This window comes from Streptomyces sp. NPDC001135, from assembly GCF_053598395.1.
Genome location: NZ_JBSFKD010000016.1, coordinates 126798 through 147503, shown reverse-complemented (window position 1 = coordinate 147503; position 20706 = coordinate 126798). Strand labels below are relative to the sequence as shown.

23 protein-coding genes are annotated in these 20706 nt (G+C 71.8%); 9 read left to right on the top strand and 14 right to left on the bottom strand.

The window, feature by feature from the left end; all coding sequences use genetic code 11:
- Positions 1 to 77: 77 nt before the first annotated feature.
- Positions 78 to 959 (bottom strand): DUF3558 domain-containing protein, encoded by an 882-nt coding sequence (locus ACWC94_RS21045; protein ID WP_450798305.1) that lies wholly within the window; start codon positions 957 to 959, stop codon positions 78 to 80.
- 236 nt (positions 960 to 1195) lie between these two features.
- On the opposite strand from ACWC94_RS21045, the gene ACWC94_RS21040 reads away from it, so the two are divergent.
- A complete protein-coding gene (locus ACWC94_RS21040) occupies positions 1196 to 2389 on the top strand; it encodes an RtcB family protein (protein ID WP_450798304.1) in 1194 nt (397 codons plus the stop codon).
- A 93-nt stretch (positions 2390 to 2482) separates the two neighbouring features.
- On the opposite strand, the gene ACWC94_RS21035 is transcribed toward ACWC94_RS21040, so the two are convergent.
- From ACWC94_RS21035 to ACWC94_RS21015, 5 genes are all read right to left on the bottom strand, one after another.
- Positions 2483 to 3613, bottom strand: coding sequence for an FAD-dependent oxidoreductase (locus tag ACWC94_RS21035; RefSeq protein ID WP_450798303.1), 1131 nt, complete (start codon positions 3611 to 3613; stop codon positions 2483 to 2485).
- A 197-nt stretch (positions 3614 to 3810) separates the two neighbouring features.
- On the bottom strand, positions 3811 to 3966 hold the full coding sequence (locus tag ACWC94_RS21030; RefSeq protein WP_450798302.1) for a hypothetical protein: 156 nt from the start codon (positions 3964 to 3966) through the stop codon (positions 3811 to 3813).
- Positions 3966 to 4727: an SDR family NAD(P)-dependent oxidoreductase gene (locus ACWC94_RS21025; RefSeq protein ID WP_450798301.1), complete on the bottom strand. Its 762-nt coding sequence runs from the start codon at positions 4725 to 4727 to the stop codon at positions 3966 to 3968. The genes ACWC94_RS21030 and ACWC94_RS21025 overlap by 1 nt, the downstream gene beginning before the upstream one ends.
- Before the next feature lie 54 nt (positions 4728 to 4781).
- On the bottom strand, positions 4782 to 5120 hold the full coding sequence (locus tag ACWC94_RS21020; RefSeq protein ID WP_450798300.1) for a YnfA family protein: 339 nt from the start codon (positions 5118 to 5120) through the stop codon (positions 4782 to 4784).
- Positions 5121 to 5177: 57 nt separating this feature from the next.
- On the bottom strand, positions 5178 to 5582 hold the full coding sequence (locus ACWC94_RS21015; RefSeq protein WP_450798299.1) for a winged helix-turn-helix transcriptional regulator: 405 nt from the start codon (positions 5580 to 5582) through the stop codon (positions 5178 to 5180).
- A 135-nt stretch (positions 5583 to 5717) separates the two neighbouring features.
- Here ACWC94_RS21015 and ACWC94_RS21010 point away from each other — a divergent pair, with 135 nt between their 5' ends.
- The 5 genes from ACWC94_RS21010 to ACWC94_RS20990 all read left to right on the top strand — a co-directional run bounded on the left by ACWC94_RS21010 (position 5718) and on the right by ACWC94_RS20990 (position 10639).
- Positions 5718 to 6608, top strand: coding sequence for an NADP-dependent oxidoreductase (locus ACWC94_RS21010; RefSeq protein WP_450798298.1), 891 nt, complete (start codon positions 5718 to 5720; stop codon positions 6606 to 6608).
- Positions 6609 to 6693: 85 nt separating this feature from the next.
- Entirely contained in the window at positions 6694 to 7779 is a 1086-nt protein-coding gene (locus ACWC94_RS21005; protein WP_450798297.1) for an LLM class flavin-dependent oxidoreductase, read from the top strand.
- Complete coding sequence (locus ACWC94_RS21000) at positions 7776 to 8411, top strand: FMN reductase (RefSeq protein ID WP_450798296.1); 636 nt, start codon at positions 7776 to 7778, stop codon at positions 8409 to 8411. The genes ACWC94_RS21005 and ACWC94_RS21000 overlap by 4 nt, the downstream gene beginning before the upstream one ends.
- An 80-nt stretch (positions 8412 to 8491) precedes the next feature.
- Complete coding sequence (locus ACWC94_RS20995) at positions 8492 to 9232, top strand: response regulator transcription factor (RefSeq protein WP_450798295.1); 741 nt, start codon at positions 8492 to 8494, stop codon at positions 9230 to 9232.
- The gene (locus ACWC94_RS20990; RefSeq protein WP_450798294.1) at positions 9233 to 10639 is read left to right on the top strand and encodes a HAMP domain-containing sensor histidine kinase; all 1407 of its coding nucleotides are present in this window, start codon (positions 9233 to 9235) and stop codon (positions 10637 to 10639) included. It abuts the gene before it with no gap.
- 7 nt (positions 10640 to 10646) lie between these two features.
- Here ACWC94_RS20990 and ACWC94_RS20985 read toward each other — a convergent pair whose 3' ends face one another.
- Together ACWC94_RS20985 and ACWC94_RS20980 are read right to left on the bottom strand one after the other, a co-directional pair.
- Positions 10647 to 12473 carry a phosphatidylglycerol lysyltransferase domain-containing protein gene (locus ACWC94_RS20985; RefSeq protein WP_450798293.1) on the bottom strand — a complete coding sequence of 609 codons (1827 nt, stop codon included), beginning with the start codon at positions 12471 to 12473 and terminating at the stop codon, positions 10647 to 10649.
- Positions 12474 to 12631: 158 nt separating this feature from the next.
- Entirely contained in the window at positions 12632 to 12907 is a 276-nt protein-coding gene (locus ACWC94_RS20980; protein ID WP_450798292.1) for a hypothetical protein, read from the bottom strand.
- Between the two features lie 90 nt (positions 12908 to 12997).
- Between ACWC94_RS20980 and ACWC94_RS20975 the strand changes: the two genes are divergently transcribed.
- Positions 12998 to 13828, top strand: a complete 831-nt coding sequence (locus ACWC94_RS20975; RefSeq protein WP_450798291.1) for a M55 family metallopeptidase — start codon at positions 12998 to 13000, stop codon at positions 13826 to 13828.
- Between the two features lie 138 nt (positions 13829 to 13966).
- Here ACWC94_RS20975 and ACWC94_RS20970 read toward each other — a convergent pair whose 3' ends face one another.
- A complete protein-coding gene (locus ACWC94_RS20970; RefSeq protein WP_450798290.1) occupies positions 13967 to 14587 on the bottom strand; it encodes a CGNR zinc finger domain-containing protein in 621 nt (206 codons plus the stop codon).
- Between the two features lie 79 nt (positions 14588 to 14666).
- On the opposite strand from ACWC94_RS20970, the gene ACWC94_RS20965 reads away from it, so the two are divergent.
- Both ACWC94_RS20965 and ACWC94_RS20960 read left to right on the top strand, forming a co-directional pair.
- Positions 14667 to 15449 (top strand): MBL fold metallo-hydrolase, encoded by a 783-nt coding sequence (locus ACWC94_RS20965; protein WP_450798289.1) that lies wholly within the window; start codon positions 14667 to 14669, stop codon positions 15447 to 15449.
- A gap of 188 nt (positions 15450 to 15637) precedes the next feature.
- Complete coding sequence (locus tag ACWC94_RS20960) at positions 15638 to 15829, top strand: hypothetical protein (protein ID WP_450798288.1); 192 nt, start codon at positions 15638 to 15640, stop codon at positions 15827 to 15829.
- A 13-nt stretch (positions 15830 to 15842) separates the two neighbouring features.
- Here ACWC94_RS20960 and ACWC94_RS20955 read toward each other — a convergent pair whose 3' ends face one another.
- The 5 genes from ACWC94_RS20955 to ACWC94_RS20935 all read right to left on the bottom strand — a co-directional run bounded on the left by ACWC94_RS20955 (position 15843) and on the right by ACWC94_RS20935 (position 20680).
- Positions 15843 to 17033, bottom strand: coding sequence for a flotillin family protein (locus tag ACWC94_RS20955; RefSeq protein WP_450798287.1), 1191 nt, complete (start codon positions 17031 to 17033; stop codon positions 15843 to 15845).
- Positions 17034 to 17044: 11 nt separating this feature from the next.
- Complete coding sequence (locus tag ACWC94_RS20950) at positions 17045 to 17296, bottom strand: hypothetical protein (RefSeq protein ID WP_363214272.1); 252 nt, start codon at positions 17294 to 17296, stop codon at positions 17045 to 17047.
- A gap of 473 nt (positions 17297 to 17769) precedes the next feature.
- Positions 17770 to 19104 carry a Dyp-type peroxidase gene (locus ACWC94_RS20945; protein WP_450798286.1) on the bottom strand — a complete coding sequence of 445 codons (1335 nt, stop codon included), beginning with the start codon at positions 19102 to 19104 and terminating at the stop codon, positions 17770 to 17772.
- Between the two features lie 18 nt (positions 19105 to 19122).
- Positions 19123 to 20136 (bottom strand): hypothetical protein, encoded by a 1014-nt coding sequence (locus tag ACWC94_RS20940; protein WP_450798285.1) that lies wholly within the window; start codon positions 20134 to 20136, stop codon positions 19123 to 19125.
- A 10-nt stretch (positions 20137 to 20146) separates the two neighbouring features.
- Entirely contained in the window at positions 20147 to 20680 is a 534-nt protein-coding gene (locus ACWC94_RS20935; RefSeq protein ID WP_450798284.1) for a hypothetical protein, read from the bottom strand.
- Positions 20681 to 20706: the final 26 nt, after the last annotated feature.

Here is a 20706-nt window from a genome sequence, read left to right as displayed (position 1 = left end):
ACGGTACGCGGTGGAGGAGCCGTGCGGTTTCCGTTCGGGTGCTTTGCGGGCGGCGGGGCGAGCGGCGCCGGGGGCCGTCAACCGCCCAGCGTGTCGGCCAGTTGAGAGGCCAGATTACGGGCGCTGTCCTGCATTTCCTTGCTGTCGGGGACCGTTCCGGTGGCCGTCGGCTGCTCCTCGTACTGGAGGGTGACGACGACGTTGGACGTGCGGAACACCACAGTCACCGTCCGCTGCTCGGCGGTCGAACCGGACGAGGCGAGCCGGTCGTCCAGATACGCCTCGTCACCGAGATCGGACAGCACCCGCGGCTGCAGATCGGCCGCGGAGTCGGAGGGAGAGGCGTCGCCGCTCACGGAGGACGAGGGGGAGGAGGCAGTGGAGGAGGAGGGGGAGGCGGAGGACGCGGGGGAGGACGTGGGGACGCCACCGGGCCTGGACGTGGACGGCGAGGCCGTGGTCGAGGCCGTGGACGTGGGCGTCCCGCTCGTCGCCGGGGTGCTGCCCGGGTCGGGGAGGTCGGCGGCCGTCTCCTTGTCCTCGAACAGCTGCTGCGCCTGGTCGTCGTCGCTGATCGCGTTGTCGTACGACACCACGCGCTCGAAGTCGACCGAGAGGCGGTCGGTGGCGTCCGCGGACTCCACCTTCCAGTGGCAGCCGACCTTGCGGTCGGTGTCATAGGTGAGCTCGGCCTCGCCCTGGTACGCCTTGTCCCGCTGGACGGGGTCGGTGATCTGCTTGATACCGGGGAGCAGGGAGTCGAGGGCGTCGTGGCCGACGGCGCCGCAGGGTTCGGGGAGGGTGCGGTACTTGCCGGGCTGGGCGGCCGCCGTGGTGGTGCCGGCGTCGCCCGGATTGGCGTTGTCCGTGGGGCTGTCGCCGCCCGAGCCGCTCGTGCAGCCGGCCAGCAGCGCCACGAGGAGGGCGGCGGTGCCGGATACGTACGCCTTCCGCTGCACGGTCGGGCTCCTCTCGGGTGTGCGCTTCGGGTGTGCGCTCGCTCGGTGCTCCAGTGTCCCCGCTGGTTAATCGCTTGCCGCAGCGGGGCGCCCCCTGGAGACAATGTGTATCGCACGCACTGCCGTGGCCGCCGGTCCCTTGTCCTTTTTTGCCGACCTTGGCGCCGCTTTTGCGTTTTGCTGCCTATAGGCCTTGTGTAAGCATTTGTCGTTATTTTCGGGGGAATGAGGAACGTATGTCGTACGTGGAGATACCGGGCGCGAAGGTACCGATCCGGATGTGGACGGACCCCTCGACGGTCGAGGACGTGGCCCTGCACCAGCTCCAGAACGTGGCGACCCTGCCGTGGATCAAGGGCCTGGCCGTGATGCCGGACGTGCACTACGGCAAGGGCGCGACGGTCGGCTCGGTCATCGCCATGCAGGGCGCGGTGTGCCCGGCGGCGGTGGGGGTGGACATCGGGTGCGGTATGTCCGCCGTGCGGACGTCGCTGACGGCCAACGACCTGCCGGGGGATCTGTCGCGGCTGCGGTCGAAGATCGAGCAGGCGATTCCGGTGGGGCGGGGGATGCATGAGGACCCCGTCGAGCCGGGGGACTTCCACGGGCTTGCCACGGCCGGGTGGGACGACTTCTGGGGGCGGTTCGACGGAGTGGCCGAGTCGGTCAGGTTCCGTCAGGAGCGCGCCTGGAAGCAGATGGGGACGCTCGGAAGCGGAAACCACTTCATCGAGATCTGCACGGACACGACCGGTGCCGTATGGCTGATGCTCCACTCCGGCTCCCGCAACATCGGCAAGGAACTCGCCGAGCACCACATCGGCGTGGCCCAGAAGCTTCCGCACAACCAGGGCCTGGTCGACCGTGACCTGGCGGTCTTCGTCTCGGACACCCCGCAGATGGCGGCCTACCGCAACGACCTGTTCTGGGCGCAGGAGTACGCCGAGTACAACCGCACGCTGATGATGGCGCTCCTGAAGGACGTCGTCCGCAAGGAGTTCAAGAAGGCCAAGCCGGTCTTCGAACCGGAGATCTCCTGCCACCACAACTACGTGGCTCAGGAGCGGTACGAGGACATGGACCTGCTCGTCACCCGCAAGGGCGCGATCCGGGCCGGCTCGGGCGAGTACGGGATCATCCCCGGTTCCATGGGCACGGGCTCGTACATCGTGAAGGGTCTCGGAAACGAGCTGGCCTTCAACTCGGCCTCGCACGGCGCCGGCCGGCGGATGAGCCGTAACGCGGCGAAGAAGCGTTTCTCGACCAAGGACCTGGAGGAGCAGACGCGGGGCGTGGAGTGCCGTAAGGACTCCGGGGTCGTGGACGAGATCCCGGGCGCCTACAAGTCGATCGACCAGGTCATCGACCAGCAGCGGGACCTCGTCGAGGTCGTCGCGAAGCTCCGGCAGGTCGTGTGCGTGAAGGGCTGACGGGGCGGGTCCCCTGGTGCGGGGCCCCTGGTGCGGGCCCCATCGCCTAGTGGCAGGCGGCCCGGGTGGTACGGGTCGCGGGCCGGTGTCCGCTCATCGGCCCTTCTTGAACACGTCGACCAGCCTCTGGGCCGTGTTGTCGTCGGAGTCGATCTCGGCGATCTCGGCACCTTCGGTGGCGGCCTCGGCGCTGCGCGGGAACATGGCCTGCTCGTACTCGGTGAGCGCGGCCTCGATGTCGTCGGGGTGCGCGGCGAGGGCCTGGCCAAGTTCGGCGCCGTCGAGCATGGCCAGATTGGCGCCTTCGCCCTTGGTGACCGAGAGGTGGGCGGCGTCGCCGAGCAGGGTCACCCCGGGCACCCGGTCCCACCGGTGCCCGGTCGGCAGAGCGTGGTAGGGGCGCAGGACCGGGGCGGTGTCGCTGTCGGTGATCAGGGCGGTGAGCTCCGGTGCCCAGCCGTCGAACTCCTGCGCCATCCGTGCGGTCGCCGCGGCGGCATCGGTGAAATCGATGGCGGTGAACCACTCCTGGGGCTTGGACAGCACCACGTAGGCGTGCAGGGTGTCGCCGCTTTCCCGGTGGGCGAAGATCTGCCTGCCCGGCGCGGGCGCGATCATCGATCCGCCGCCGACCGCCTTCGCGGCGGCGGGGTGCCGGGTGTCGGCGTCGTACAGGTAGGTCTCGACGAACGACGTGCCGGTGTACTCGGGTGTGGCGGTGGAGAGCAGCGGCCGGACCCGTGACCACGCGCCGTCCGCGCCAACCAGCAGGCCGGTGACGACGGTGCCGCCGTCGGCGAACGTCACCTCGTGGCGTCCCTCGCCGAGGGCCCGGGTGGCGCTGACCTTGTGCCCCCAGCGGACGGTGCCCGCCGGGAGGGAGTCGAGCAGGATCTGCCGCAGCTCGCCGCGCTGCACCTCGGGGCGTCCGCCCGTGCCGTCGTCTGCCTCGTCGAGCAGGACGGTGCCGTCCGGGGCGAGGACCCGCATCGCCTGGCGGCCCTCCAGGACGATGGCGTGGAACTCGTCCATCAGGCCGGCCGCCTTCAGGGCGAGCTGCCCGTTGTAGTCGTGGATGTCGAGCAGCCCGCCCTGGGTGCGCGCCGACGGGGAGGTCTCCGCCTCGTAGACCGTGACCGGGATGCCGTGGACGTGCAGGACACGGGCCAGCGTGAGTCCGCCGAGCCCGGCGCCGATGATCGTGACGCGGGTGCGGGTGTGCATGGTGACTCCTCGGGATCGGGGCCGCCCGGTGGCTTCCGGCCGGCCGTCTCCGTGAAGGTGTCAGGACCCGCCGACAAGCCGCCGACATCGGACCGACAGGCCCCGACAGCCGGCCGACACCGCGATCGGCCGACACCCGACGGAAGCGCCGTTCGGCCGCGCGCCCGGAGTCGGGATCACCGAGGATCAGGGGTTGGTCATTTGGCGTGGCGTACGGCGTAGATCATCACGAAGGCCACGATGTGGATGCCGAAGAGGAAGTAGCCGAGGAAGTACCAGACCTTGCGTTCGTCCTTGGCTTCCTGGGCCAGGCGGCGTTTCTCCAGGGACTCGACGGAGTTGTCGTCGGACATCAGGGCTCCCGGTGGACCTTGGTGTTGGACGCCTGGGCGCGGGGGCGGAGGACCAGGAGGTCCACGTTGACGTGGCTGGGGCGGGTGACCGCCCAGGTGATGGTCTCGGCCACGTCGTCCGCCGTCAGGGGCTCGGCGACCCCCTGGTAGACCTTCTCCGCCCGCTCCCTGTCGCCGGCGAACCGGGTCAGGGCGAACTCCTCCGTCTTGACCATGCCGGGCGCGATCTCGATGACGCGGACCGGCTGGCCGACGATCTCCAGGCGGAGGGTCTCGGCGAGGACGTGGGCGCCGTGCTTGGCGGCGACGTAGCCCCCGCCGCCCTCGTACGTGCCGTGGCCGGCGGTGGAGGACACGACGACGACCACGCCGTCGCCGCTCGCCACCAGCCTGGGCAGCAGGGCCTGGGTGAGGTTCAGGGTGCCGATGACGTTCGTCTCGTACATCGTGCGCCAGTCCGCCGGGTCGCCGGTGGCCACCGGGTCCGCACCGAGGGCGCCGCCCGCGTTGTTGACCAGGACGCCGACCGTCTGGAACGCCGTGGCGAACTCGTCCACCGCCGCGCGGTCGGTCACGTCCAGCTGGTACGCCACGGCCGAGTGGCCCGCCCGGGTCAGCTCCTCCGCCAGCGCCTCGATGCGGTCCTTGCGGCGGGCGGTGAGCACGACGCGGTAGCCGGCCTCCGCGAGCTGCCGGGCCGTGGCGGCGCCGATGCCGCTGCTCGCCCCGGTGACGACGGCGATGCGGGAGGCGGGGGTCATGGGCAGCTCCTGTGGTCCGGTGGCGCGAACGGCTCCGTCCAGCGTAAGTGAGGCCTAACCGCCGTTCCTCGGCGCCCACATGATCACGGCCATGCCGCCGAGGCAGATCAGCGCGCCGGTGATGTCGTAGCGGTCGGGGCGGTAGCCGTCGGCGACGACGCCCCACAGGAGCGAGCCCGCCACGAAGATCCCGCCGTACGCCGCCAGGATGCGGCCGAAGTGGGCGTCCGGCTGGAAGGTGGCGACGAAGCCGTACGCGCCGAGCGCCAGGACGCCGCCGGTCATCCACAGCCAGCCCCGGTGCTCGCGCACGCCCTGCCAGATCAGCCAGGCGCCGCCGATCTCGAAGAGGGCGGCGACGACGAACAGGGCGGCGGAGCGGAGGATCGACATGGGCAGCAGCTTGGCATGCGGGACATGCGGGACATGGGGGGCGGCGGCCCGCCGGGCTCAGGCGGCGTCCTCGGCGTCGTAGCGTTCGCGGGCCGCCCGGACCTCCTCGAAGTGGGTCTCCGCCCAGTCCTTCACCGCGGTCAGCAGGCCGGCGAGGCTGGCGCCGAGCGGGGTGAGTGCGTAGTCGACGCGGACCGGGACGGACGGGGTGACCGTGCGGCTGACGATGCCGTCCCGTTCCAGGGCGCGCAGGGTCTGCGTGAGCATCTTGGGGCTGACGCCCGCGATCCTGCGGCCGAGGTCGCTGTAGCGCTGGGGGCCGGCGGACAGGGCGGCGACGACGAGGCTGACCCACTTGTCGCTGAGCCGCCCGAGGAGCTGGTTGGTGGGGCACTCGCGCAGGAAGGCGTCGTAGTCGGCGCGGGCCTGTTCGCGTCGCTGGGCCGCCGTCATGGTCGTCATGGCCGTCTCCTCGGGGTCGGTTACGCACTCTGAGGTAACTACTTACCGATGGATAGTAACTCTCCTAGGGTTGGTGCTGCGAACGGGAAAGCCCCTCGCGAGTCATCAAGTCCCTTGGTTTTCAGGAGAGTTGCCATGCGTGCTGTGGTCGTGAAGTCGTTCGGCGGTCCGGAGGTCGTGGAGATCGCGGACGTGCCCCTGCCGGAGCCGGCGGCCCGGCAGGTACGGATCAAGGTGGCCGCGGGCGCGCTGAACCCGGTGGACGCCGCCTCCCGCGCCGGTCTCTTCGGCGGGGCCGGCAAGGCGGTCGGGCTCGGCTGGGACGTGGCCGGCACGGTGGACGCGGTCGGGGTGGCCGCCGCCTGGCAGGTCGGTGACCCGGTGGTGGCGCTGGCGCCCGGGGTGGCCGACCCGCTGGGGGCGCACGCCGAGTACGTCGTCGTGGCCGCGGATGTCGTGGCCAAGGCGCCGGCCTCGGTGGACGCGGTGCACGCGGGCACCCTGCCGCTGAACGGGCTGACCGCACTGCAGGCCCTGGACCTGCTGTCTCTCGCGCCGGGCGCGTCCCTGCTGGTGACCGGTGCGGCGGGTGCGGTCGGCGGGTTCGCCGTGCAGCTGGCCGCGCACCGGGGGATCGAGGTGACCGGGCACGCGCGGGCGGCCGACGAGGGGCTGGTGCGCTCCCTGGGAGCCGCGCACTTCACGGCCGACGGCGTCGAGCCGGGCAGCGTGGACGCGGTGCTGGACGCCGCCGTGCTCGGGGCGCCCGCCCTCGCGTGGGTGCGGGACGGAGGCGCGTTCGTCGCGGTCCGTGACGGAGTGCTGCCCGAGACGGAGCGGGGGGTGCGGACGGAGAACGTCTGGGTGCGGGGTGACGGGGCGCAGCTGGCGGAGCTGGGGCGGCTGGTGGACGAGGGGGTGCTGACCCTGCGGGTGGCGGAGACCTACGCCCTCGAGGATGCGGCCAAGGCGCACGCGCGGCTGGCGGAGGGCGGGGTGCGGGGGCGACTGGTGCTGGTGCCCTGAGGGGGCGGGCGGGTGGAATATCCCGGGCCGGGGGGCCGTTCGACGGGTATAGTTGAACGGTCAACAACCTGGAGGATGAGCGACCATGCAGTTCGGGATCTTCACGGTCGGCGACGTCACGCCGGACCCCACCACGGGGCGCACGCCGACCGAGGCGGAGCGCATCAAGGCCATGGTCGCCATCGCGCTGAAGGCCGAGGAGGTCGGCCTGGACGTCTTCGCCACCGGCGAGCACCACAACCCGCCGTTCGTGCCGTCCTCCCCGACCACCCTGCTCGGCTACATAGCCGCGCGGACCGAGAGGCTGGTCCTCTCCACCTCCACCACCCTGATCACCACCAACGACCCGGTGAAGATCGCGGAGGACTTCGCGATGCTCCAGCACCTGGCCGACGGGCGCGTCGACCTGATGACGGGCCGCGGCAACACCGGGCCGGTCTACCCCTGGTTCGGCCAGGACATCCGGCAGGGCATCAACCTCGCCATCGAGAACTACGCCCTGCTGCGCCGGCTGTGGCGCGAGGACGTCGTGGACTGGGAGGGGAAGTTCCGCACCCCGCTGCAGGGCTTCACCGCCACCCCCCGCCCGCTGGACGGCGTCCCGCCCTTCGTCTGGCACGGGTCGATCCGCTCACCCGAGATCGCCGAGCAGGCGGCCTACTACGGCGACGGCTTCTTCCACAACAACATCTTCTGGCCGGCCGACCACACCAGGCGGATGGTCGAGCTGTACCGGACCCGGTACGCCCACTACGGGCACGGCACGCCCGAGCAGGCGATCGTGGGCCTCGGCGGCCAGGTGTTCATGCGGAGGAACTCGCAGGACGCGGTGCGCGAGTTCCGGCCGTACTTCGACAACGCGCCGGTCTACGGCCACGGGCCCTCGCTGGAGGAGTTCACCGAGCAGACCCCGCTGACCGTCGGCTCCCCGCAGCAGGTCATCGACAAGACGCTGGCCTTCCGCGACTACGCCGGTGACTACCAGCGCCAGCTGTTCCTGATGGACCACGCGGGGCTGCCGCTGAAGACCGTGCTGGAGCAGCTCGACCTGCTCGGCGAGGAGGTCGTACCGGTCCTGCGCAAGGAGTTCGCGAACGGCCGCCCGGCGGATGTGCCCGAGGCGCCCACCCACGCTTCCCTCAAGGCGTCCCGGGAGGTGACCGCCGTATGAAGCTCGTCGTCGTGTCCGCGGGACTGGGCGTCCCCTCCTCCACCCGGCTGCTGGCCGACCGGCTGGCCGCCGCGGTGGACCGGCGGGCGCCGGCCGGCATCGAGGTGATCGAGCTGCGGGACCTCGCGGTGGAGATCGCGCACACCTTCACCAACGGGTTCCCGGGCAGGGAGCTCGCCGCCGCGCAGGACGCGGTGGCGGGGGCCGACGGGCTGATCGTGGTCACCCCGGTGTTCTCCGCCTCGTACAGCGGGCTGTTCAAGTCGTTCTTCGACGTCCTCGACAAGGACGCGCTGGCGGGCAGGCCGGTGCTGATCGCGGCCACCGGGGGGACGGCCCGCCACTCGCTGGTGCTCGACCACGCCCTGCGGCCGCTCTTCGCCCACCTGCGTGCCGTCGTGGTGCCGACCGGTGTCTATGCCGCGTCGGAGGACTGGGGTGAGGGAGGGCTGGCGGGGCGGATCGAGCGGGCGGCGGGGGAGCTCGCCGCCCTGATGGCCGGGCTGCCGGCGGCCGGGGCGGGCCCCACGGGCGGGTTCGAGGTCGTGCCCTTCGAGGAACAGCTGGCGGGACTCGGCGCGTCCGTGGACGGTGGGAAGACGGCAGAACCCGGGGCCGGGTTGCCCCTGTGACGGTGAGAGGCCGGTAAAAAGGGTGATCGTAGGTCCGCTCGCCCCGGCCGAACCGCCGGGGGCCTTGGCAGACTGGGACCGTGCCCCAGACTGTGCTGCTCGCTGAAGACGACCGTGCCATCCGCCATGCCCTGGAGCGGGCCCTGACCCTGGAGGGGTATGCGGTGACGGCGGTGGCCGACGGCGTCGAAGCGCTGGCACAGGCCCACAAGACCCCGCCGGACGTCCTCGTCCTCGATGTGATGATGCCGGGCATCGACGGGCTCCAGGTGTGCCGGGTACTGCGCGCCGAGGGCAACCGCACGCCGATCCTCATGCTCACCGCCCTCGTCGAGACCGCCGACCGCATCGCGGGCCTGGACGCGGGCGCCGACGACTACGTGGTCAAGCCGTTCGACGTCGAGGAGGTCTTCGCCCGGCTGCGCGCCCTGCTGCGCCGCACCAGCCCGGTGCCCGCCGGCAGCGGCAACGGCGGCGGGGGCGGCGTCGAGACCGGCGGCCGGGAGGCCCAGCTGCCCGACCGGCAGGTGGAGGCCGCCGGCATCCGCATGGACCTCCAGGCCCGCCGGGCCTGGCGCGGCACGCGCGAGCTGGAGCTGACCCGCACCGAGTTCGAACTGCTGGAACTGCTCGTGCGCAACGCCGGCATCGTGCTCGACCACTCGACGATCTACGACCGGATCTGGGGCTACGACTTCGGGCCCGGCTCCAAGAACCTCGCCGTGTACGTCGGCTACCTGCGCCGCAAGCTGGACGAGCCCGGCGCCCCGCAGCTGATCCACACCGTGCGGGGCGTGGGTTACGTGCTCCGGGAGGACTAGGTGGGCCGGCCGTGGCGGCTGTCGGCCCTGCGCCGGCCCAAGCTGGTCTCCCTGCGCACCACCTTCGCCGTCTCCTTCGCGGCCGTCACCGCCGCCGTCACGATCCTCGTCGGCATCCTGTCGTACGGCTCCGCCGCGCGGCTGGTCCGGGTCGACCAGCAGTCGGTGTTCAGCCAGGTCGTGCAGGACGTGCGGGACGAGGTGCGCCAGCACGAGATGGTCCCCGAGGACTTCTCCTCCTCCCGTCCCGGGCACGACCTGGTCCGGCCCGCCCGCACCGACGTACAGGTGCTCGGCGCACAGGGCCAGATCGTCGACCACGGCAACCCCAGCCTGCCCGTCACCTCCCGTGACAAGGCCATGGCGCTCGCGGCGACGGCCGGGAAGGTCGTCGAGCACAAGGACGTACCGGTGGACGGGGACCTGTTCCGCATCGCCACCGTCTCGCTCGGCGACGGGCGGGGCGCGGTGCAGGTCGCGCAGGAGTTCAGCGACACCGAGGACCTGCTGCGGGCGCTGCAGCAGCGCACCCTGATCCTGATGGCGGCGGTCGTGGTGGGGGCCGGCCTGTTCGGGTGGTGGCTGGCCCGCCGGATCACCCGGCGCCTGGTGATCCTCACCTCCGCGGCGGAGGACGTGGCCCGCACCCGCCAGCTGGGCATCGAGGTGCCGGTCGCGGGCCTGGACGAGGTGGGCCGGCTCGGGCGCGCCTTCGACCGGATGCTGGGCCGGCTCGCACAGTCCGAGGAGGACCAGCGGCGGCTGGTGCAGGACGCGGGGCACGAGCTGCGCACCCCGCTGACGTCGTTGCGTACGAACATCTCGCTGCTGCGCCGGATCGACGAGCTGCCCCCCGCCACGCGGGAGGAACTGGTCGCCGACCTCGGTCAGGAGGCCCGGGAACTGACCGACCTGGTCAACGAGCTGGTCGACCTCGCCGCCGGGCAGTCCGACACCGAGCCGCCGCAGCGGGTGGACCTCGCCGACATCGCCGAGGACGTCGTGGGGCTGGCCAAACGCCGTACCGGGCGGGAGATCGTGCTGCACACGAGCGGCGACACGACGACCGACGGGCGGCCCGGGATGCTGCAGCGGGCCATGTCCAACCTGGTGGAGAACGCGGCCAAGTTCGACCGGGACGGGCAGGCGCCCATCGAGGTCGGCATCACCGGGGCCCGGCCGGGGACCGTGCGGGTGGAGGTGCTGGACCGGGGGCCCGGGATCGCCGAGGGCGACCTGATCCGTATCTTCGACCGCTTCTACCGCGCCGCCGACGCGAGGTCCCTGCCGGGGTCGGGGCTGGGCCTGTCCATCGTGCGGGAGGTCGCCATGGCGCACGGCGGAGCACCGTTCGCCTCCCGGCGGGAGGGAGGCGGCGCGGTGATCGGTTTCACGGTGGGCGGCTGAGCGCGGCCTACGGCCGGCGGCCGCCCAGTCCCGGCAGCTCGAGGAAGCCCTCCGCCCGGGCGCTCGCCAGGCCGATCCTCGGGATGTCGCTGCTCTTGGCGAACAGCAGGAAGCGGGGCTCCCACACCGGGCGGTACTTGGCGTTGGCCCGGTAGAGGGACTCGATCTGCCACCAGCGGGAGAAGAACGTGAGGGTGGAGCGCCACAGACGCAGGACCGGGCCCGCGCCGAGACGGGCGCCGCGTTCGAAGACCGAGCGGAACATCGCGAAGTTCAGCGACACCCGCTTGATGCCCAACTCCTTTGCGCGCAGCAGGAGTTCCACGACCATGTACTCCATCAGGCCGTTCTCGCAGTCGCGGTCGCGGCGCATCAGGTCCAGGGACAGACCGTGCTCGCCCCAGGGGACGAAGCTGAGCAGGGCACGCGGCTCGTCGTTCGCGTCGCGGCACTCCAGCATCACGCAGCGGCCGTCCGCCGGGTCGCCGAGACGGCCGAGGGCCATGGAGAAGCCGCGTTCGGTGGCGCCGTCGCGCCACTGGTCGGCGCGTTCGATCAGGAGGGCCAGCTCGTCGGCGGGGATGTCCTCGTGGCGGCGGATGCGGACCGTGTACCCGGCCCGCTTGACCCGGTTGTGGGCCTGGCGGACCACGCGCATGGCGCGGCCGTCGAGGGTGAAGTCGGCGATGTCCACGATCGCCTCGTCGCCGAGCTCCAGCGCGTCCAGGCCGTGCCGGGCGTAGATCGTGCCGGCCTCCTCGCTCGCGCCCATGACGGCCGGGGTCCAGGCGTGCCGGCGGGCCTCGCTGAGCCAGGCGTCGATGGCACCGGGCCAGGCCTCGGGGTCGCCGATCGGGTCGCCGGAGGCGAGGGAGACCGCGCCGACGACACGGTAGGTCACGGCGGCCTTGCCGGTGGGGGAGAAGATGGCGGCCTTGTCGCGGCGCAGCGCGAAGTAGCCGAGGGAGTCGCGGGCGCCGTGCTTGTCGAGCAGTCCGCGCAGTTTCTCCTCGTCCTCGGAGGTGAGGAGCCGGCGGCCGCGCGGGGAGCGGAAGCAGGCGTACAGGACCAGGCAGAAGGCCGCGGCGAGCAGGATGTTGATGATGATGTCGGCCCAGCGGGGCGCGTGCACGGAGTCGACCCGGTCGGCGAGCGGACCGACGCTGATGCCGCGCAGCAGGGTGTAGGCCAGCTCGTCGAACAGGGTGGCGCCGGTCAGGTTGTTGGTGGCGTGCACGAGCAGGGTGCCGAGTCCGCCGGTCACCAGGATGCCGCCCGCGCCGACGGCCAGTGCGAGCTTCGGGTTGGACGGGTCGCCGACGGCGTTGAACTCCCGGCGGCCGATCAGCAGCGCGGCCACGAAGAGGCCGGTGAGGGCGGTGGAGACCCAGTTGAAGGCGTGGTCGCGGAACGGGTGCTGGGTGAGGGCGAGGACGTAGAGCACGAACAGGGGGCCGGCGAGCAGTATGTTGACCACCCACCCGGCCCGTTTCCCGCGCCGCATCACCAGCGCCAGGAAGATCGCCGCCGCGGCCGAGGCCAGGCCTGCGGTGGCCAGGTAGGGGGTGAAGAACTGGCCGGCGTGGTGCGTGTGGGCGTGCACATGGCGGGCGGTGAAGAGCTTGCCGTCGTTGTGTTCTTCCACCTCTTTGCGGAACGGCAGCGACATCACCGCGATGATGTTGAAGACGGCGATCAGCCGCAGGTACCACACGGTGGCCGAGGCCGCCCCGGCGCGCAGCCTCGGGCTGGGCGCGGGCATCCGGAACTCGCGGCGTGTACCGCGCTGACCGGGGATCGTCGCGGTGGTCAGGGTCGACTGCTCAGCGGGCATGGTGACTGGTCACCTTGGGTGGGAGGGGACGGGGCAGAGGCTCACCCTACAGTTTGTAGGACAGCGTTCCTGTGTACCGGGAGCGTACCGGCATCGGCGCTCACCCAGGTCCCTCATGTGCCGTGCCTCTTACCCAACGCCTTCCCGCACCGCGCCTCTTACCCGGCTCTTTCCCTGTCGCGCCGGGCCGTCACCAGGTGCCAGGCCAGGTTGCCCACCGCCGCGCCGGCCGCGACCACGGCGACGATCACCCCGCCGGTCGCGAGGCCGTCGCTGAACAGGTGCGGGCGCCGGTCGAGGCTGTGCAGACCGAAGCCGCACAGCTCGTACACGCCGACGGCGGCGACGAGGAGGCTGACCGCCAGCAGGGTCAGGGTCGGCGCGAGACTGCGCGCGCAGACCTCCCCACCGGCTTCCGTTTCCGTGTCCTGCAAGGGGTCCCCCGTTGAACAGACAGGTGAACAGGCGCGTGGCCGCTCACGGTTGGGAACCTACAATACGTAGGGTCGGCTAGGGTCGACGCCGTGCGCATATACATCAGCGTGGACATGGAGGGCGTCACCGGGCTCGTGGACGCCGACGACGTGCAGCCGGGTGGCCGGGACTACGAGCGCGGTCGTTCCATGATGGCCGAGGACGTGAACGCGGCCGTGCGGGGCGCGCTGGTGGCGGGTGCCGGTGACATCCTCGTCAACGACGCCCACGGGCCGATGCGCAATCTACTGCCCGAGGCACTGCACCCGGCCGCCCGGCTGATACGGGGCAAACCCAAGCACATGGGCATGCTGGAGGGCCTGACCGGGGAGTACGACGCCGTGCTGTGTGTCGGCTACCACTCCCGGGCCGGTGCCCCGGGTGTGCTCAGCCACAGCTTCATGGGGCACGAGATCGAGGACATGTGGCTGGACGGCCGGCCGGTCGGCGAGATCGGGCTCGCCCATGCCACGGCGGCGGCCCTGGGGGTGCCCGTGGTGGCCCTCACGGGTGACGACGTGGCGTGCGCGGAGATGGCGGCCTGGGACGCGTCCGTCGTCACGGTCCCCGTGAAGTACGCCCACGACCGGTTCGCCGCCGAGCTGCGGCCGGAGGCGGAGGCGCGCGAGGCCGTCGAGGAGGGGGTCGCGGCGGCCCTGGGCCAGGCCCCGCGCCGTCCCGGGGCCGTCGCCGCCGAGGTCACCCTCACCGTCCGCTGGCAGTCCGCCTCCGTCGCCGCCACCCTCCTCGGTATCCCGGGCGTGACGGCCGACGACAGCCGTACGGTCCGTGCGACCGGCCGGCTCCCGGCGCTCTACCGGCAGTTCTGCGTGTGGATGCGGGTGGCCGCCTCACTCACCCACCAGGCGCCGTACTGCTAGGGGGTTTCGTTCGGATCGGGTCGGATCAGGCCGTGCCGGGCGTCGTGGACCCGGGCTGACCCAAACGAAACCCCCTGGGCGCTCCGCACCGCCAGACGCTCCGCTGGAACCGCGGCGGACTTCGCCGGCCGGGTGCGTTCAGTCCTCCTCGGCCCGCCCCGTGCGGCGGGCGTAGGCGCGGGCCGCACGGGCGCGGTCGCCGCAGCGGGTGGAGCACCAGTGGCGGCGGCCGTGGCGGAGCAGGTAGCGGTTGCAGGGGACGGAGCCGCAGGCGGTGAGGCGGTCGGCGTCGGGGCCGGTGAGCAGGCCCGCGGCGTCGGCGGCGAGGGCGGCCAGGGCGTGCTCGACGATCTGGGTGGCGGGGTGGGCGGCGGAGCGGTACAGACCGCGCTCGGCGGACCAGTGCAGCAGGGAGGCGGCCGGGGCGAGGGTGAGTGCCTCGTTGACCGCGTCGAGGGCGTCGGCGGGGGCGGGGCGGCCCTCGACGTGGGCGGCGAGCAGGGTGCGGATCCGTTCGCGCAGGGAGCGCAGCCGGCTCGCGCAGGTCTCGCGCAGGTCGGCGTCGGCGGGGGCGAGGCCGTGGTGGGCGAGCCAGTCCTGTGCCGCGGCGGGCGTGCCGAGCAGGTCGACGCGCTGTCCGCCGGGCAGGGTGACGGCGCTGTTGGCGAGGTCGAGGGCCGGGTACTGCTCCGCGCCCGGCGCCGGGGGGTACGGAGCGGGCCGGCCGGTCGTACGCACGGTCTCAGTCACGAGTCTCATGGTACGCCTTGCGTCCATCCGTGAGGAACCCGTAGTGTCTCTCACGGATGAAATCCTTCTATCCGTGAGGTGAGTCGTCATGGTCGCAACACCCTCCGCATCCCCCGCCGCCGAAGAGCGGATACCGGTCCGCGTTCTCGGCGGCCCCACCGTCCTCATCGAGTACGGCGGACTCCGTTTCCTCACCGACCCCACCTTCGACGACCCCGGCGACTACCCGTCGCCCGGCGCCCGGACCCTGATCAAGACCGCCCCGCCGCGCATGAGCGCCGCCGCACTCGGCCCCGTGGACGTCGTCCTGCTCTCGCACGACCAGCACGCCGACAACCTCGACCACTCCGGGCGGGCCCTGCTCGCCGGCACCCCGCGCACGTTCACCACCCCCGCCGCGGCCGGCCGGCTCGGCGGCACCACCGAACCCCTCACTCCGTGGCAGTCCGTCGACCTGCCCCGCCCCGACGGCGGCACCGTCACCGTGACCGCCGCCCCGGCCCTGCACGGACCCAAGGGCTCCGAGCCGATCGTCGGCGACGTCACCGGCTTCCTGCTGACCTCCGCCGACCTGCCCAGCGTCTACGTGAGCGGCGACAACGCCTCCCTGGAACTCGTCGAGGAGATCGCCGAGCGGTACGCCCCGGTCGACACCGCCGTCCTCTTCGCCGGCGCACCCCGGATGCCCGTCCTCGACGACGCCCTCCTCGTCCTGGACGGCGCGGGTACGGCCGCCGCCGCCCGGCTGCTCGCCGCCCGCCGGGTGGTGCCGGCCCACTGCGACAGCTGGGCCCACTTCACCGAGAGCCGCGACGACGTGGTGGCGGCGTTCGAGGAGGCGGGGCTCGCCGACCGGCTCCAGCTGGACTGACCGCCACGGCACGGGGGTACGGCCGCGGGCCCGCCGCGTGTCAGGACGGTACGGGCGGCGGCCTGACCTCGACGACGTCGAGCATCGCCCGGGTGGCCGGGCTCGGCTTGAACCCGGCTCCACGCCGGATCGGTCGCCGAGAACCCCGCGTACGTGCCGGACGAGTACCGTGCCGTGCGCTCGCCGGCGTGGCCCAACTGCGCACCTGCCAGGCCCGCTCCGGCGCCGGCTGGGTCTACCTGAGCCCGCCGGCCGTCCTCGAACCGGGCACACGGACGGGTCGTTCCCGGCGTGGCACCGACACCCTGCTCATCGATGCCGACGGCCAGCCACGACGAAGCCACAGACACGCCACGGCCCGTCAGGTCGTGAACGGCTGAACCGGCGGAGCGCCTAGTCGAGGTCCACCCGGCCGTCGTCCTCCGACGCCCCCTCCTTGCCCGAGCGCAGCTGGAGCAGGCCGTTGAGGTCCCCCTTGCCGCTCGGGTTGTCCTTGTTGTCCTGGCCGCCGTTCAGGTTCTGCCGGACGGAGTCGAGGATCGTCAGACCCTGGGACACCAGACCCGCGGCGATCTCGCCGAGCCCGTCCGCGCCGTTGAGGACATTGACGTTGGCGCCGGCCAGGCCCCCCGCGGCCTCCTTCACGATCTGCGGGAGCTGGTCGATGAGCATCCGGTCGAGGGCGACCCGGTCGTAGGAGGCGGCGGCCTCGGCCTGGATCTTCATGCGCTGGGCCTCGGCGGCGGCGAGGATCCTGACCCGCTCGGCCTCGGCCTCGGCGGGCTTGACGACCTCCGCGACCAGCTGCTGCTGGCGCAACCTGGCCTGGCGCTCGGCCAGTTCCGTCTGGGCGGCCAGCACCTCCTGCTGGGCATGGGCCTGTGCCAGCGGACCGGCCTGCCCGGCCTGGGCCTGGGCGCGGTCCACCTCGGCCGAGTACTCGGCCTTGACGATGGCGGTCTGCCGGGCGTACTCGGCCTGCTTGCGGGCCGCCTCCTGCTCCGCCTCGACCGCGGCCTGGGTGGCCTGGGCCTGGGCGATCTGCGCCTGCCGCTGGATCGCCGCCTTGTGCGGGGCGGACATCGCGTCGATGTAGCCGGTGTCGCCGTCGTCGATCGACTGGATCTGCAGCGAGTCGACGATCAGGCCGATCTTCGCCATCTCCGTCTTGGAGGTGTCCAGGACCTCGGCGGCGAGCTTCTGCCGCTCCGTGACGATCTCCTCGACCGTCATCGAGCCGATGATGGCCCGCAGGTGGCCGGCGAAGATCCGGCCGGTGAGCACCGACATCTGCTCCTGGTCGGACAGGAAGCGCTGACCGGCGTTGATGATGCTCTCGTGGTCGTTGCCGACCTTGAAGGCGATGACCGCGCGGACGTGCAGGGAGATGCCCTGCTTGGTCACACACGTCTCGGTGACCTCGGACTCGCACATCGACAGCGTGAGGAACCGGACCTTGCGGAAGACCGGGAGCACGAACTTGCCGTGGCCCGTCACCACGCGGAACGGCGCGCCCCCCAGACCCCGTCGGCCTCCGGAGATCAACATCGCCTCGTCGGGGGCGGGAACGCGGTATCCGAACATGCTTGTACTCCTCAGCCTGCGCCGACGGTGTCGCCGCCGAGCGCGTCCAATGGATCCACCCACTCGATGACGCCGACCTCGCGGCATCCCCGTGATTCGATCACGAGGACCGTGGCGCCCGCGGGCAGGGGATCCTCGGACCACGCCAGGAAGGTCTCGGAGCCGCCCCTGACCCGCACCAGGACCTCGCCGGGACCCGCGGATCCCCGCGTCCCGATGAGCACCTTGCCCATGCAGCCGATCACGGCCTCGTCCTGCGGCATCACCGGCCGTCCTCCTCGTCCTGGCCCCGGAATTCAGACGATAGACCCAGCGGGGCCGGGACCCAATGGGAGGGGGACCGCCTGCCCGGGACAGCATGGCGGCCACAGGTCCAGCCCCTGGCCCCCGGGAGTGCGCGCGCTCGCGGGGCGCCGGCCCGCGGGTGCCTACCGGTCGACGTCGGGACCCTCGGCGGCCGGGGCCGCGAACCGGTCGAGCAGGGCCGCGAACCGCCGGTGGCCGTCGGGGGCGATCGGCGACGGATGCGAGGCAGGCGTCCTCGGTCCGGGCGGGCAGTGCCGCCAGGGCGGGGGCGCTGGTTCTGCGCGGCTTCCCCGGAGCCCGTGGCGGCGGGCGGACGTCCCGCCGTGGCGAGGCCCGGCGCCGGCCCAGGTGGTCGGCGACGACACCGCCGAGGACGGACCGCCGATGGCGGCCGACCAGGCCCCTCAGGTGCGTCGGACTTCCCGGCACGTCAGTCGCGAAGGCCGCCGAGCCGGCGCAGGGCGGTCAGGCTCGGAAGGAAGCAGTACTCGCCTCCCCGGGTGACGACGAACCGCGGCAGCGGGGCGAGGCGCCGGCGCAGCGGCCGCCGCGGAATCGTGAAGCCGCCGGTGCCGTCATGGGATCCGGTGACGGGGTCCTTGGCGTCGTTCCCGCCGAAGAAGACGCCGTCGTTCATCCACTGCGACTGGACGAACTCGAACTGCCGCCCCAGGTGCGCGCCGATGAACGCGAACATCAGGCCACGGTCGGCTCCGTCGTCCTCCAGCACCCCCTCGGGCAGCGGTGGACCGTAGACGGCGCCGCGCCGGATCATGCGGTGCAGTCTCACCTCCCCCGCCACCGCGGCGTCGCGGGGGTTGGCCCGGCGGATGTGACAGCCCCCGGGCGTCTTGAATCCCGCCGGATCGTCGCTCTCGTACAGGAAGGTGTTGCGGCGGTACGGGTCGGTGCCGAGCGCGGGATCGTCGGCATGCGGAGCCAGCGCCAGGGGAGCACCGCTGCGCCAACGCCCCATGATCTTCGCGGCGATCAGCTCCTCGTCCTGGGGCCCGGTGGCGTTGTCCTTCAGATAGCGGCGGAACCCGGCGACGTTCTGATGCAGCTTGCGGAAGACCGCGTAGCTGCCGTTGCGCCCCAGCACGGCCGGCTGCGGGCTCTGGATGCCGCCGATCTCGTCCCGGTGGCCGAGGACGAACTCACCGGCCTTCAGCGGCACCTCCAACTGGTTGGACCCCGGTATGCCGCTGCCTTCGACGGCCGGGTGGCTGACCCCGTCGAGATAGCCGAAGTGCTCGGTCCCGGTGGGCAGCGCGTAGCAGTCCTGCCGCCAGATCGCCGTCACGCCGGACAGCCGGTCGTAGGCGGGGCGGGCCCGGTCGACGGCCGCCTCCAAGTGGGCGGGGTCGGGCGCGACCGCCGTGACCACCACATGGATGTCCGGGCTGCCCAGCGGTGCTTCCCAGTGCGCCGGGCTGCTCCCGCCCACATCGCCCAGCGCCCTGGCGCGGGCCGCCATCCCCTGCCGGAACTCCCAGGCGAACGTGTCCAACGAGGCGCCCGGCACCCCCAGCGCCTCCAGCCCGCGGCAGGTGACGGCCACACTCACCCAGGTCTCCCCGAGCGGGCTGACCGGGTCCGCCGCGGAGGTCACCGCCGTACTCGCGCGCCGCATCAACTCCCGGCCGTGCCCCTGGTCGTCGATCCGGAAGGCGAGGTACGTCGCCGCGTAGGGCGTCGGCCGGGAACTGAGAACCCCGCGCTGGATGTCGTCGAGTTCCAGCGCGACGTCCGTGTGCACGCTCATGGATCCTCCCCGGCTGCCTCACGTGGAGACGAGGTTGCGCCAGAAGTTCCGCAGGCTGTCGTCCCCGCCGAACAAGGAGCTGAAGATCGTGGAGTCCGCCAGCAGCAGATCGGCCGCGCGGTCACCGCCGGGCGGCATCCACAGGAACATGTTGAACTCGGTGTTGCCGGCCTCGGTGAACGGATGCGGCCGGGCCATGTCGATCGGCTGCCTGGCCAGCACGCGGATGGCGTCCGGGTCGTCGGTCGTCGTGTCGTAGTGCGGCAGGTGCATGTGGAAGTTGAAGTTCGTCACCCCGTCCAGCCAGCCCTTCGGGTCCAGGTCCCGGACCGTGGACAGCGGGGCGATCCGATCGCCCTCGCGCGTCGCCGGACGCAGCCCGTACCGGTTCATCACCGGCACCCCGAGGCCCTTCATCAAGTCCCGCACATAGGTGGCGAAACGCTGCTGCCGGGGCACCAGGGGATCACCGTGGTGGCGGTATTCCATCTCCCGGACCTTCAGGTCGTCCGAGGCGCCGACATCGTGGTGCGGGCCCAGGACGAGGCAGGCGTCCTCCCGGCCGAGGAACGCCCGCAGGGCCTCGATCTCCCCGGGCTGGGCCTCCTGCCCGGTGACCGCGTGGTCCAGCCCGAACACGAACAGCACGTCCGTGTCGTCGAGCACCCGCTCGTCGAGCGGGGTGAAGAACCCCGCCTGGTCGATGCGCTGGTACACCGGGACGGGATGCCCCGTGACCTCCTCGACGTAGTCCTGGAACGGCACCCAGGCCCAGAAGAACAGTTCCAGAGACCCGGCGATGCCCTGCTGGAACCGGTACGGGTCCGACCACTTCGGGTCCTCGTACGAGGGCCATGCCACCCGCCTGACCTCGGTCATCGTGGAGAAGCGGTTGTCCAGTTCGGCCGCGTCGCGACCGGCCTCGGCCGGATAGCTCCACGAGACGTAGACACTCACCCGCCGCCCGCCCGGTGTGTACTTCCGCGGAATGTGCCGCTGGTTGTACGTGCGCGCGGTTCTGACCTCGCTCATTTCGATCGTCTCACTGCATCTGGTCGAGCATCTCCGAGAGGGCGCCCTTGATCCGCAGAGCCTTCTTGATCTCGTCCGACGTCACGTACGGATACTCTCCGTACTCGATGAAGCTCGGGCAGTGGTGTTCCCTTACGAAGCGTACGAACCCCTCCGGGTTCGACTGCCAGTCCTCGGGAAACCCCTCGAGGTTCTCGAAGACGGTGCTCGCGCCGACCTTCGTGAAGAGGGCGACCGCGTCCTCGGTGTACTTGTCGAAGTCGGTGTCGAAGATGCCCTGGTACATGAAGCGCGTGTCGTCGTCGAAGAGAACCCAGCGAAGGTAGTGCAGCTTCAACGGCGCCAGCAGGTACGGATCTTCCTCCAACGCCTTGACCAGCGTGTGCCCGTGCGCGCGCACCGCCTCGGCCCGGCCCGGCTTGATCCGCGCGATGATGGTGAATCCGTAGCACGCCGGAGTCCTGGGAAAAACGGGGCCGTACTTCCCCTGCTCCAGATGGTCGGTTTCCTTGGGGATGGCGACCATCTGCGGCTTGATCTCCATGTCCGCTCCTCCCACGCTCCAGAGGC